This is a genomic window from Streptomyces sp. DS1-CR2 (assembly GCF_055760475.1).
In genome coordinates, this window is record NZ_CM147085.1 from 312,170 (window position 1) to 325,920 (window position 13,751).

At 69.5% G+C, this 13,751-nt stretch carries 10 protein-coding genes; 8 read left to right on the forward strand and 2 right to left on the reverse strand.

Annotation, left to right across the window (positions count from 1 at the left end; translation table 11 throughout):
* Positions 1-25 precede the first annotated feature (25 nt).
* Positions 26-889, reverse strand: coding sequence for an isocitrate lyase/PEP mutase family protein (locus ACY0PA_RS01585; RefSeq protein ID WP_473082975.1), 864 nt, complete (start codon positions 887-889; stop codon positions 26-28).
* A gap of 339 nt (positions 890-1,228) precedes the next feature.
* On the opposite strand from ACY0PA_RS01585, the gene ACY0PA_RS01590 reads away from it, so the two are divergent.
* From ACY0PA_RS01590 to ACY0PA_RS01610, 5 genes are all read left to right on the forward strand, one after another.
* Positions 1,229-1,888, forward strand: coding sequence for a TetR/AcrR family transcriptional regulator (locus ACY0PA_RS01590; protein ID WP_473082976.1), 660 nt, complete (start codon positions 1,229-1,231; stop codon positions 1,886-1,888).
* 285 nt (positions 1,889-2,173) lie between these two features.
* Entirely contained in the window at positions 2,174-3,100 is a 927-nt protein-coding gene (locus ACY0PA_RS01595) for an SDR family NAD(P)-dependent oxidoreductase (protein ID WP_473082977.1), read from the forward strand.
* A gap of 399 nt (positions 3,101-3,499) precedes the next feature.
* On the forward strand, positions 3,500-4,687 hold the full coding sequence (locus tag ACY0PA_RS01600) for a thiolase family protein (protein ID WP_473082978.1): 1,188 nt from the start codon (positions 3,500-3,502) through the stop codon (positions 4,685-4,687).
* 214 nt (positions 4,688-4,901) lie between these two features.
* Entirely contained in the window at positions 4,902-8,144 is a 3,243-nt protein-coding gene (gene icmF, locus ACY0PA_RS01605; protein ID WP_473082979.1) for a fused isobutyryl-CoA mutase/GTPase IcmF, read from the forward strand.
* A gap of 25 nt (positions 8,145-8,169) precedes the next feature.
* Complete coding sequence (locus ACY0PA_RS01610; RefSeq protein WP_473082980.1) at positions 8,170-9,033, forward strand: 3-hydroxybutyryl-CoA dehydrogenase; 864 nt, start codon at positions 8,170-8,172, stop codon at positions 9,031-9,033.
* A gap of 42 nt (positions 9,034-9,075) precedes the next feature.
* On the opposite strand, the gene ACY0PA_RS01615 is transcribed toward ACY0PA_RS01610, so the two are convergent.
* On the reverse strand, positions 9,076-9,687 hold the full coding sequence (locus tag ACY0PA_RS01615) for a TetR/AcrR family transcriptional regulator (RefSeq protein WP_473082981.1): 612 nt from the start codon (positions 9,685-9,687) through the stop codon (positions 9,076-9,078).
* 455 nt (positions 9,688-10,142) lie between these two features.
* Here ACY0PA_RS01615 and ACY0PA_RS01620 point away from each other — a divergent pair, with 455 nt between their 5' ends.
* The 3 genes from ACY0PA_RS01620 (at position 10,143) to ACY0PA_RS01630 (ending at position 13,726) form a co-directional block, all read left to right on the forward strand.
* Positions 10,143-10,853, forward strand: coding sequence for an isocitrate lyase/PEP mutase family protein (locus tag ACY0PA_RS01620; RefSeq protein WP_473082982.1), 711 nt, complete (start codon positions 10,143-10,145; stop codon positions 10,851-10,853).
* A gap of 297 nt (positions 10,854-11,150) precedes the next feature.
* Entirely contained in the window at positions 11,151-12,425 is a 1,275-nt protein-coding gene (locus tag ACY0PA_RS01625; RefSeq protein WP_473082983.1) for a Rieske 2Fe-2S domain-containing protein, read from the forward strand.
* A 308-nt stretch (positions 12,426-12,733) separates the two neighbouring features.
* Positions 12,734-13,726 (forward strand): TIGR03619 family F420-dependent LLM class oxidoreductase, encoded by a 993-nt coding sequence (locus ACY0PA_RS01630; RefSeq protein WP_473082984.1) that lies wholly within the window; start codon positions 12,734-12,736, stop codon positions 13,724-13,726.
* Positions 13,727-13,751 lie beyond the last annotated feature (25 nt).

Genomic DNA, 13,751 nt, shown 5'->3' on the forward strand with positions numbered 1-13,751 from the left:
CCGGACCGGTCACCCGGCGGGAACCTCAGGTGCCAGGCTCGGTGGTGGCCCGCTCGATGTCGTACAAGTCCTCGAATCCGGCGAGATCCTGCATCTGCTCGAAGACGGCGAAGGACTCGGCCGCGGGACGTGCGCTCGGGCGCCCTGACCGCTGCTCGCGATAGGCGTCGCGCAGCGCGCCAAAGGCGGCCGTCTGTCCTGTGACGGGGTCGATGACCAGTGAGTACCCGAACTCTTTCCACTGCTGCGGCGTGTGCAGGTCGAACGACGTCAGCAGGGCCACGGGACCGGACAGGCGCCGCGGTGCGGCGGCTCGCTGCTCGCTGTTCTCCGGCAGGAGCATGACGGCGTCGGCTCCGGCGGCGAAGTACGCCTCGCAGCGCTCGATGGCCGCGTCGAAGTCCTCGTTCTGGACCGCGCCGGTGCGGGCGATGAGCAGCAGATCGGGATCACGTCGGGCGGCCACCGCGGCCCGGATCTTCCCCAACATCACCTCGACCGGCACCAGGTGCTCCACATGGCGGTGATGACTGGCCCGCTTGGGCGCCACCTGGTCCTCCAGCTCGATGGCGTGAACGCCGGCGGACTCCAGGTCCCACACCATGCGGGTCACGTGGACGGCGTCGCCGAAGCCGACGCCGCCGTCCACCACGAGCGGCAGCGTCGAACGCCGGCGGATGGCAGCCGCCGACTGGGCGAGTTCCGTCGTCGTCAGCAGCGCCTCGGAGACGGCGAGCGACAAACCCAGGCCGCCGCCTCCGAGGTATCCACCGTCGAAGCCCAGTTCCTCACACAGACGGGCTGTCAGCGCGTCCGCGCAGTGCGGGATCATCAGGGGGCCTTCGTTCTCCACGCGCCGCCGGAACGCCGCGCGTGCCAGGCTGTCCATTTCCACTCACATCCTTCTCGTACGAGCATCCGATGCATCCGGTATATCCAGCGCATCCGCTGCATTCAGTGCATCCGGCACGCCGATGGCCACGCGCCCAGACCGCAGCGACCTGATGGGTTGCGTTGGCAGGAGTCGGCGGGCCGGAGGAGCCGGAGGACCGGCCGAATGCGTGCACGCGGCACATCGCGGCGCTCACCGGCTCCAGGTTTCGCTTATGACACACCCAAGTCCCCCGACAACGCGACACATGTGTCCGCACCGGCCGCCTGCCAGGGCTCCGGATCCGCCATGTCTTCAACTGTAGACTTATTGCGTCGGCTTGACTACGCTGACGGTGTGAAAAGTGACCTGACTCATCGAGGTCCCCCTTCCGCGCAAGTCGGCCGGTCGCGCAACGCGGCTGCGACCCGCAAGGCGATCCTCCGCTCCGCGGTCGAGGCCTTCACCCGCTCCGGCTACGACGGCGCCGGCGTGCGCGAGATCGCCGAAGGAGCCGGCGTCAGCGCGATGATGGTCCAGCGCTACTTCGGCTCCAAGGAGAACCTGTTCGCCGAAGCGGTGGACACCTCCTTCAGCCCGCGGACCGTCGTACCGACCGACTTGACAAGCCTGAGCCGCAACCTGGCCAGAGCACTGGTGGACCGCACCAGACCAGGGGCGGACGAGCTGAGCCCCTTCCTGCTGACCCTGCGGTCCGTGTCCAATTCACGCTCGGCCGAACTGGCCCGCCAGGGCATCGAGCGCCATGTGGAACGACACCTGGCCGAGTTACTCGGCGGTGAGCAGGCGCCGGAACGCTCCGCACTCGCCCTCTCACTGGTCTTCGGTGTCTGGCTGATGCGGAGCATCATCGGCAACACCGCTCTGGTGGAGGCTGACTCCGACGGACTCGTGTCTCACCTGGAGTGCCTGCTGGCCGACCTGCTGGAGGACACCCGGCCGAGCACCGGGCCCGCGCCCGGCACGACCCCGTCGCGAGCAGACTCGAATAAATAAGTACGTGGGAGTGTGTGCCCATGGTTTCCGTCGCTGAGCCCACGACAGCGGTCGGTGCCCACGGCACGCTTCTGTGCCGCATCGGTCGCTGACGCCACAGCCCGGTGAGGTCGGCGGCCGGCAGGCTGCTCCCGCTCACGACCGGCGTATCGCGTTCGACCATATCGGCCGGCAGGACCGACTGGCACTGCTCAGCAGCGCGTTCAGCGACGTGCTGAGCCCAGGCGCTGCGCGCTGAAGCCTTCGAAGAGCGCGCGAACCATCATTTCGTGCAAGGAGGAAGTCATGGCAGAACGAGGACCGTTGGACGGCCGTGTGGCCATCGTGACCGGTGCCGGACGTGGCATCGGCCGGGGTGAGGCGGTCGCGCTGGCGGCTGCCGGAGCGAAGGTCGTCGTCAACGACGTCGGTGTGCGGGCTGACGGCCACGGCGCCGCCCAGGGCCCGGCCGACGAGGTGGTCGAGTTCATCCGCGCCCAGGGTGGCGAAGCAGTGGCCAGTTACGAGTCCGTGGCGGACTGGGAAGGCGCTGGCCGCGTCGTCGCCACCGCGGTCGAGCAGTTCGGCCGGCTCGACATCCTGGTCAACAACGCGGGAATCGTGCGGCAGCACAAGATCGAAGAGGTGACGGAGGAGGACTACGACCTGACCGTCGACGTCAACCTCAAGGGCACTTTCGCCATGTGCCGCAGCGCGATCCCGGCGCTCCGCCAGTTCGGGGGCGGACGCATCGTCAACACCTGCTCGAACCAGTGGGCGGCGCCGATCGGTAACCCCGAGTATGCCGCGTCCAAGGGGGGCGTCGTAAGCCTCACCTACGAACTGGCGTGGGAACTCAATAACGACGGCATCACGGTCAACGCCGTCGCGCCGTTCGCCCTGACCAGGATGACTGAGGACGCCAAGCAGCGGGACGCAGCCCTGGTGACCTCCGGTGCCATGAGTGCGCGCCGGGCGAAGGCCAAGGAGGCGCGGGCCGACGCCGGTCTGGTAGCGCCGATCATCGTCTACCTGGCGTCGGACGCGGCGGCCGACGTGACGGGCTGTGTCTTCCGGGCTGGCGGTGGCAAGATCGGCATCTACAGTCACCCCGTCGAGACGCGCACGATCTTCCGGGACGAGCAGGACGGCCCGTGGTCGTACGACGAACTCGCCGACCTGCTGCCGCGCACCGTGCTCGCCAGCGGCAGCAAGGCCCCGCACATCCTGTGAGGTGAACGCTCGCCACGGCCGGCCATGCGCGGGCCCTGTCCCTGCGGTCCGGCCGGCCAGCTCTGTGTGGGGCCCCGGGCTCTGGAACCGCCTCGGTCGGTCAGCTGCCCCACACCGCAGTCGGCCCGGCTCAAGAGCATCAACAGGGCCTCGACAGGACCCTGGACAAGGTGAGGCGCTACCGACCCTGGACAGCCATTCCCATTCAGGGTAATCATAGGAGCGAAGGGCGGGCTGGTCGGTCGAGCGGCCGACACAGCAGCCCCCGGGAATAGGTCGAGCCCCGGCCAACAGGCCGGACGCCGAGCCGGCCTGCACGACCCCCAGTCTGTCGTCACCCCGTAGCAGCCGCCGTGTGCTCCGCTGGAATGCGCGGCCGCGTTCCAGGAGGTCTTGAACGTGACTGTCGAACCGATCGTCGTCCTCGACGGTGCGCGGACGCCGGTGGGCAGTTTCGGTGGCTCGCTAAAGGAGGTCCCGGCGCATCAGCTCGGTGCACTGGCGGTGAGCGAGGCGCTGCGCCGAGCCGGCGTAGAAGGGCCGGATGTCGACGAGGTCGTCATGGGCTGCATCGGCCAGGTGGGGCCGGACGCCTACAACGCTCGCCGGGTGGCGCTCGCGGCCGGACTCCCCGTCAGCACGCCCGCCTTCACGGTCAACCGGCTGTGCGGCAGCGGGCTTCAGGCCGTCTGGTCGGCGGCCCTTCAGATACGCGGGGGAAGCGCGGACGTCGCCGTGGCCGGTGGCGACGAGAGCATGTCCCGGATGCCCTTTCTCGACTTCGGCGCGCGCGCCGGCTACCGGTTGGGTGATCGCACCCTGGTCGACGGGACGGTGGGCATCCTCACCGATCCGTTCCACGGGGTGCACATGGGCCGCACCGCCGAGACGGTGGCCCGCAAGTACGGCGTGAGCCGCGCGGAGCAGGACGCGTTCGCACTGGAGAGCCAGCGGCGGGCCGCGGCCGAGGCTTCCCTGGCCGTGTTCCGGGAAGAGCTCGTGCCGGTGGAGGTGCCCGGCCGCCGTGGCCCCGACGCGGTAGACACCGATGAGCACCCGCGGCCCCAGACCACACTGGAGGCCCTCGCTCGACTGCGTCCGGCCTTCGAGGCCGAGGGAACGGTGACGGCCGGGAACTCCTCGGGGATCAACGACGGCGCGGCCGCCGTCGTGCTGGCCCCCGCGTCGGTGGTATGGGACAAGGGCCTGTCGGGTCTGGCCACCCTGGAAGCGGTGGCGACCGCCGCGATGGAGCCGGAGTTGATGGGATACGCCCCGGTTCTGGCGCTGAGCAAGCTGTTCCGGCAGACCGGACTCACCGCGCGTGACGTCGGGATCGTCGAGCTCAACGAGGCGTTCGCGGCGCAGGCGGTCGCCGTGATCCGCGACGCGGCCCTTGATCCGGAGCGCACCAACCCGTACGGCGGGGCCATCGCCCTGGGACATCCAGTGGGCGCCACGGGCGCCATCCTGACGCTGCGGGTCGTGAAGGACCTCGTGCGCCGTGACCTCGAATTCGGTGTCGTCACCATGTGCATCGGCGGCGGGCAGGCGCTGGCGGCCCTCTTCCGCCGGTGGGAGGGCTGAGCCAAAAGCAGTTGCCGGCACACGACCCGGTCTCTGTCACCGGGACCGGCCGGTTCTTGAGTGCTGATCAAGGTCGAGACCCGTGCCACCTGGTGCGGGACGTACGACCGCGTCGTCGTGAATCCCCGCCCCGGGCGCCTGAAGCCGCCCGGCCCGGCGGCGGATCCGAGATCCACCGCCCGCTCCTTCAGTGGGCGACGCCTGGGAGGCCACCGTGTCCACGGACACTTCGACCGCACCGCTGTACCGCGCCCACCACCCGGTCCGCTTCGTCACCGCGTCCAGCCTCTTCGACGGCCACGACGCGTCGATCAACATCATGCGGCGCCTCCTGCAGGCCCAGGGGGCGGAGGTCATCCACCTCGGGCACAACCGCTCGGTGCGGGAGGTCGTCGACGCGGCTGTCGAGGAGGACGTCCAGGGCATCGCGGTCAGCTCCTACCAGGGCGGACACGTCGAATACTTCGAGTACCTGGTGACGCTGCTGCGCGAGCGGGGCGCCGGACACGTGAAGGTGTACGGCGGGGGCGGCGGCGTCATTGTGCCGGCCGAGGCCGAGCGCCTGGCGGCGTCCGGGGTGCGCATCTTCACACCCGAGGACGGCCAGCGCCTCGGGCTGGCCGGGATGGTCAACACGCTGATCGCCGAGTGCGACACCGACCTGTGGCGCTCCTCCCCCGCGGCGGTGGCCGACGTCCTGGCCAACAGCCGTACCACGTTGGCCCGTGTGATCAGCGGTCTGGAGAGCGGCTCGGTCCCGACGGAGACCGTGCGCGCCCTGGAGGCGGCCGACCCCGGAGATGTCCCGGTACTGGGCATCACCGGGACTGGCGGCTCGGGCAAATCCTCGCTCACCGACGAGCTGTTGCGCAGGCTGCGGACCGATCAGCGTGACGCGCTGCGGGTGGCGGTGCTGGCCGTCGACCCGACCCGCCGACGCGGTGGTGGAGCTCTGCTCGGTGACCGGATCCGGATGAATTCCCTGGACGGCGACCGGATCTTCTTCCGTTCCCTGGCCACCCGCGGCAGCGGTGAACTGCCTGACGGCCTGAGCGCGGCGATCGGCGCCTGCAAGGCCGCCGGCTACGACCTGGTGATCGTGGAGACCCCCGGCATCGGACAGGGCGACGCCGCGATCGTGCCGTACGCGGATGTTTCGCTGTACGTGATGACCCCGGAATTCGGGGCGGCCTCCCAGCTGGAGAAGATCGACATGCTCGACTTCGCCGACGTGGTGGAAGTCAACAAGTTCGAACGGCGCGGTGCCCAGGACGCGTTGCGAGACGTGGCGCGGCAACTGGTGCGCAACCGTGAGGCCTTCGCCTCCGCTCCCGAGGACATGCCCGTCTTCGGCACTAGCGCGGCGACCTTCAACGACGACGGGGTCACGGCCCTCTACCAGCATCTGCGGGATGCGCTGGCCGAGCGGGGACTTCCGGTGAAGCCCGGCGCGCTGGCCGAGGTCGCGGTGCGCCACTCCAGCGGCGCGGCGCAGATCGTGCCGTCCTCACGGGTGCGCTATCTCGCCGAGATCGCCGAGACCGTACGCGACTACCACGCCCGCACCCAGACGCAGGCTGCAGCCGTCGCGGCGGTGCAGCGTGCGGCCGCCGTACGTGAGGACCTGGTCGCGGCGGGAGCGCGGACCGCGGAGGTCGACGCGCTGCTGGCGGCGGCCCGGCAGGCGGCCGAACCGGAGGCACTGCGTCTGCTGGAGGAGTGGCCCGCGACGGTGGCGGCGTACAACGCCGACGAGCTCGTAGTCCCCGTGCGTGGCGGACAACTGCGCACCGCGCTCACCCGCGTCTCCCTCGCCGGCAGCCGGGTCCCCAAGGTCGCACTGCCCCGCTACCGCGACCACGCAGACCTGCTGCGCTTCCTGCGCTCGGAGAACCTGCCCGGCCGTTTCCCCTTCACCGCCGGAGTGTTCCCCTTCAAGCGCGAAGGGGAGGACCCGGCCCGGATGTTCGCCGGCGAGGGCGACCCGCAGCGCACCAACCGCAGGTTCCACTACCTGGCGCAGGACACCGAGGCGACGCGGCTGTCGACCGCGTTCGACTCGGTCACCCTGTACGGCCGCGACCCCGATGTCCGGCCCGACATCTACGGCAAGATCGGCACCTCCGGGGTGTCGGTCGCCACGCTGGAGGATCTGAAGGCGCTGTATGACGGTTTCGACCTGGTCGCGCCGACGACGTCGGTGTCGATGACGATCAACGGTCCGGCGCCGACGATCCTGGCGTTCTACCTCAACACGGCGTTGGACCAGCAGTGGGACGCGTTCCGGGCCGAGCACGGCCGGGAGCCGGACGCCGAGGAGGCCGCAGCGGTCCGGGCCCGCGCCCTCGCCTCGGTCCGCGGAACCGTGCAGGCCGACATCCTCAAAGAGGACCAGGGGCAGAACACCTGCCTGTTCTCCACGGAGTTCTCGCTGCGGATGATGGCGGATATCCAGGAGTGGTTCATCGAGCACGGGGTGCGCAACTTCTACTCGGTGTCGATCTCCGGCTATCACATCGCCGAGGCGGGCGCGAACCCCATCACCCAGCTCGCCTTCACCCTCGCCAACGGCTTCACCTACGTCGAGGCGTATCTGGCGCGCGGGATGGCCATCGACGACTTCGCCCCCAACCTGTCGTTCTTCTTCTCCAACGGTATGGACCCCGAGTACGCGGTGCTGGGCCGGGTGGCCCGCCGCATCTGGGCGGTAGCGATGCGCGACCGCTACGGGGCGGACGAGCGCAGCCAGAAGCTGAAGTACCACGTGCAGACGTCGGGGCGGTCACTGCACGCGCAGGAGATGGACTTCAACGACATCCGCACCACGCTCCAGGCACTGATCGCCCTCTACGACAACTGCAACAGCCTGCACACCAACGCCTACGACGAGGCGGTCACCACGCCGAGCGAGGACTCCGTCCGCCGTGCGCTGGCGATCCAGCTGATCATCAACCGCGAGTGGGGCCTGACCATGAACGAGAACCCCCTCCAGGGGGCGTTCGTGATCGACCACCTCACGGACCTGGTGGAGGAGGCGGTTCTCGCCGAGTTCGACCGGATCAGCGAACGCGGGGGCGTGCTGGGAGCTATGGAGACCGGCTACCAGCGCGGGCGTATCCAGGACGAGTCGATGCTGTACGAGCAGCGCAAGCACGACGGCACCCTGCCGGTCATCGGGGTCAATACCTTCCGCAAGCCGCAGGAGGACGCCGTACCCGCCGTGGTGGAACTCGCCCGGGCCACCGAGGCGGAGAAACAGGCGCAGCTGAGCCGGGTCCGTGACTTCCACCAGCGCAACCGGGAGGCCGCGGACGCCGCTCTGACCCGGCTCCGGGCCGCGGCCACCGGCGGCGGCAACGTCTTCGCCGCGCTGATGGACGCCGCCCGGGTGTGCTCGCTGCAGCAGGTCACCGAAGCCTTCTTCGAAGTCGGCGGTGAATACCGCCGCAATGTCTGAACATCCCCACGACACAAGGATTGCCATGGAAAGCGTGTTCCGCCTCGGCGTCGTCGGCTGCGGCCTGATGGGCTCCGGCATCGCGGAAGTGGCCGCACTGCGCGGACTCGACGTCCTCGTCGCCGAGGCGACGCCCCAGGGCGTGGCAGAAGGCCGCCGACGCGTCACCGGTTCGCTCCGGCGCGGCGCGGACAGCGGCAAGCTCACCGAGGAGCAGCTGACGGCGGCGCTCGGCCGTATCTCGTTCACCCATGATCTCGAGGGCCTGCACGACCACCAGTTCGTCATCGAGGCCGTGGCCGAGAAGCGCAAGACCAAAGCCGAGGTGCTGGCCGTGCTCGACAAGGTCGTGGCGGCCGAGGACGCGGTCATCGCCACCAATACCTCCTCCCTGCCCATCATCGACCTGGCCATGGCCACGCAGCGCCCCGAGCGGGTCGTCGGCCTGCACTTCTTCAATCCAGTGCCGGTCCAACGTCTGGTGGAGGTCATCCCGTCCCTCGTCACCGCCGAGAAGACCTTCGCGCGTGCCGTGGACTTCGCCACGGGCCAGCTGGGCAAGGAGACGGTGGCCGCGACGGACCGGTCCGGGTTCGTGGTCAACGCGCTCCTGGTGCCCTACCTGCTGTCGGCGGTGCGCATGCTGGAGACGGGCCAGGCGACCGTCGACGACATCGACCGCGGTATGGAGCTGGGCTGCGCCCATCCGATGGGCCCGCTGCGGCTGCTCGATCTCATCGGCCTCGACACCGCGCAATCGGTGGCGGAGTCGATGTACGACGAGCTCAAGGAACCTCTGCACGCGCCGCCCGCCCTGCTGCGGCGCATGGTCGCGGCCGGGCAGCTGGGCCGCAAGAGCGGGCGGGGCTTCTACGTGTACGACGTCTGACCCGCGCGACGCCGGTGAGCTGGGGCGAAGCGCTTGAAACCGTCAGCTCGGCTCAGGGTCTTCAAGCAGCACCCGCAGCACCTCTTCAAGGCGGTGGCGGAGGTCGTCGGCGTCTGCCTCGACCAGGGCGTTGTTGCCGAGGACCTTCCGCATCAGCCACACTCCGGCGATCACCGAGAGGGCCAGTGCGGTGCGTTCCTGCGTGAACCGGCCGCTGAGCATGCCGGCCAGTTCTCGTTCCACGTGACGCTCAATGCCGGCGCGGACGATCTCGGCAGTGCGCGGATTGGGAGCCGAGCGCAGCATCAGCAGGAACGGGCTCAGGTGGTCGGCCTCCGGAGCAGTGCGGTCCACGAGTGAGGTGGCGATGTCACGGCTCAGCGTCGCGGGATCGCCGGTGATGACGGTGCGTGGGGTGAAAGCGGCGTCCACCGCCTCGGCGAAGAGCTGTTCCTTTGATCCGAAGTAGCGGTTGACCAGCATCGCGGTCACGCCCGCGTCCTTGGCTATCTCGCGCACGCCCGCCCCGTCGAAGCCAGCCCGGGTGAAGGCTTCCACGGCGGATCTGAGGATCGCCTCGCGGGTCGCCGCCGCGTTGCGCGGCCGTCTGGCCGCGGGCGGAGCGGCGGGCAGCTGAGGCGATTCAGTTTCCATGGCTTTGCAGTGTAGCCAAACCCAAAAATGGAGTCTACGGTCGTAGACGTGCCGGATTCGGTTACCTGTCCGTTTCTCGAAGCGCGGGAGGAGGAGCCCCGGGCCATCCTGTGACGCCTCGCGGCGTGGCTGACGACCTCACGCCCCGCGCCGGCGCCGCAGAGCAGCCGTACCCCCAGGCACTGCCGGCGGCCCTGACCCATCCGGTGCCACGCGGCGGACCCTGCCCCCGGCACCGGGCACCCGACACCACCCCTAGGCCCGCGCCCCGTGGACGTGCGGCGCAGGGCCACCTTGCGGGCGGGCGACGGGGCTCGCGGGATCGCGGGCCGGGCGCTCGTCGGGGACGGCGGCACGCTCTTCATATGAGACCAGGGCACACGTATGCCGCTACGCCGCACCTCTGGAAGGCTGCGGCACCGGCTGCGCGGACCCCTCACTAAGGCTGGACGACCATGGACGAACTGAGACGCGCCGTCTTCCGGCGCCGCGTGGAGAACGAGGGACCCCTGATGGTCCCCTACTGTCCCGACGCTCTGACGGCACGCCTGTGCGAACAACTCGGCTTCGACGGCGGCTACCTGGGCGGAGGCGGCCTCGGCTACACGCTCGCCGTCTCGGAAGCCCTGCTGACGACCACCGAACTCGCACAGGCCGCCGCCGCGGTACGCCGGCGTTCCGCGCTGCCCCTGGTGGTGGACGGCGGAGTCGGCTTCGGCGACGCGGTCCTTGTGGCGCGCACGGTATGGGAGCTGGAGAACGCCGGAGCTCACGCCATCGAGCTCGAGGACCAGGTGGCTCCCAAGCGGGTCAGTCATCACCGGCACGTCGAGCACCTCGTACCGACCAGGGTGATGACGGGCAAGATCGAGGCAGCGGTGGGAGCGCGGCGCGATCCGGACCTGCTCCTGATCGCGCGCACCGGCGCGGTGCAGAACGAGAGCTTCGACGCCGCAATCGAGCGCTGCGAGACCTATTTCGCCGCGGGCGCGGACGCGGTGATGTTGCTGCCGGGCACCCCCGAGCAGCTCGCCGAGGCACCGCGCCGACTGTCGGGCCCGGTGGCCACCCTGACCTCGTTCGACCTACACAGTCCCGAGGAATGGGGCCGGCTGGGCTACGCGCTGGTCATCGACCCGGTGACCGGCCACACCGCGGCCTTTTAGCGCCCTACGCGAGGCCTACGAGCGCCAGCGCGCCGGACAGACCAGCGGTCGCCCGGCGGCCGAGGCGTTCGCAATCTACGAGTCGTTCCAGCACCTCGCCGGGTTCGAGGAGCTCTACAACATCGAACGCGCCACCACCGAACCCGGCATCTGAGCCACACGGCACAGCCCTTCCTAGCATGAGGGTTGACACTTTTTTCTTTGCTCCTATGATTAACCTAATAGCGATCCGCGTAGTGAGTGAGCCGCTGCCCCGGGCGATGAAGCCGCAGGGGCGTCAAGAGATACGAGGACGCAATGTTGCGCTCTGACGTAAACGAACGTTTCAGCCGCGTCGGCGCCGGAACCCCCGCGGGCGAGCTCTATCGCCGCCACTGGCTTCCCGTCGCGACCGAATCAGAACTGTCCGACAACCCCGTCAAGCGGGTGCGGATTCTCGGCTTGGACCTCGTGCTGTACCGCTCGGACGCCGGGGAGTTCGGTCTGGTGAGCGAGAGGTGCCCGCACCGCGGCGCCTCCCTCGGCTACGGCTTCCCCGACGGCGGCGGACTGCGCTGCCCCTACCACGGCTGGCTGTTCTCCACCCAGGGAGAGTGCCTGGAACAGCCCAACCAGACCCCCGACTCCCCTCAGCTCAAGTCCCGGGCGAAAATCACCAGTTACCCCGTCCAGCCCCTGGGCGGCCTGATCTTCGCCTACCTCGGCCAGGGCCCGGCACCGGCCCTCCCCCGCCTGGACCTGTTCACCAAGGAGGAAGGCCCGACCCGCTTCCGGGACATCGGTTACGCGGTCATCCCGTGCAACTGGCTCCAGATCATGGAGAACTCCTTCGACCCGACCCACGTCGAGTGGCTGCACGGCCGCCTGTTCAACTACCACCTGGAACGCGAGGGCAAGGAACCCACCGTCCTGGCCGGCCACCACATCAAGATCGGTTTCGATCTCGTCGACTACGGCATCATCAAGCGGCGCCTGCGCGAGGGACAGACCGAGGACGACGAGGACTGGAAGATCGGCCACCCCGTGGTCTTCCCCAATGTCCTCAAGGTCGGCGGCTACGGCCTGAGTTCCTTCCAGATCCGGGTGCCCATGGACGACACCCACACGCTGCACTTCTGGTACTGCTGGTACGACGTGCCCGATCAGTACGCCGACCTCGTCCAGGACATCCAGCAACTGCCGGACACCTACGAAGTAGCCCTGCAGGCATCCGACGGCTCCTTCCTGATGGACACCATCGACTCGCAGGACGCCATGGTGTGGGTGACACAGGGCCCCCTGACCACACGGGACGACGAACACCTCAGCTCCTCCGACCAGGGCATCGCGCTCTACCGCAACCTGCTGCGCAGCCAGCTGGAGGCAGTGGAGTCCGGCGGACCGCTGATGAACGTGTTCCCCGCCGAGGAGGCCAAGGACGTCATCGAGCTTCCCCAGGAGCAGAAGGAACTCGGCATCGGCGGCGGAGGAGGCAACCCAATGGCCTCCTTCCTCAGGACCCAGGCGCTCTACAGCCAGCGTCTGACCACCCTGTCCGATCGCATCGAGTCCACGCTGCACAAGGCCGGTTGAGCCGATCACGGAACGGCACATCGACCTGAGCTCGCTCCCGGAGGAAGCCCTCTCCTGCGGCAGCGGCCGACACCTGGACGTCGGCGGCATCTGCCGGGTCTGCGGGGAGTGGCTGCCCGACGCCACCTGCCGGGCGCCGGGCTGCGGCTGGACCGCCGCGCTCGGCGAACGGACCCACCAAGAAGCCGTCCGGCACCTGTGCGCCACCGGCCACACCATCAGGGTCCTCGTCAACTGAAGCAGCGGTGACCGCGCCCCACACAGCGCGGTCCACCGACGCCTTTCGTTCCTGGAATGAGAACCGCAGCATGCCGCAGCCAGACACACCCACCCCGGCCGCCGGTGTCTCCTTCGGCCTGTTCACCCCCATTGTCCAGCCCATCAACATCCAGGCCTGGGAAGACACCGCGGGACCCGACGAACTGACCGGCGTGGTCCTGTCCGCCGAAGAACTCGGCTTCGACTTCGTCACCGTCGGCGACCACGCGGCCCTGTCCGAGGAGGAGAGCGCCTACTACGGCAGCGCCCGCTTCTTCGACCCGGTCGCCACCATCGGCTTCCTGGCCGCCCGCACCCGGCGGATCAGGTTCGCCACCCACGTCTACCAACTCCCCCTGCGCAGTCCGCTGATCACCGCGAAGGCCTTTGCCACCCTCGATGTGCTCTCCGGCGGGCGGATCATCGTCGGCCTCGGCGTTGGCCGGCGCCCCTACGAGGCCCACGCCGCCCGTGTCCCGTTCGCCGAGCGGGGAGCGGTCGCCGACGAATACCTCCAGGCGGTGCTCAAGCTGTGGAGCGGACAACCCGCAAGCCAGCAGAGCCGCTTCGTCGAGATGGACGGGCTCGTCTGCCGGCCCCGGCCGGTCCAGCAGCCCCGCCCGCCCGTATGGGTCGGCGGTGACCGCTTCGTCGGCCTACGGCGGGCCCTGGACCTGGGCGACGCCTGGACACCCTGGGCGCTCACCCCGGACCAGGTCACCGAACTCCTGCAGCGGGCGGCCGACGAGCGCGACGGCCTGCCGCCCGCCTTCCGGGTCGTCGTACCCATCGCCCCACTGGGCGGCCGGGCCCCGCGCGGCGAACCCGTTCCGCCGCGCGACACCCCCGGAGCGCGCGCCGCACAGGCCTGCCTCGACCTGACGGAACGCTGGCACCGCGCCGGTGCCACCGACTTCATCGTGGACCTCCCCAGCCCGAGCCAGGCCGCCCTGACCGAGGCGATGGCGTGGTTCAGCTCCGACGTCCTGCCGCACGCGGGACACGCCGTGCCGCCGGACCTCGCCGGCACACCTCACACCTGACCGACCCCCTACACCGCCCGCAAGG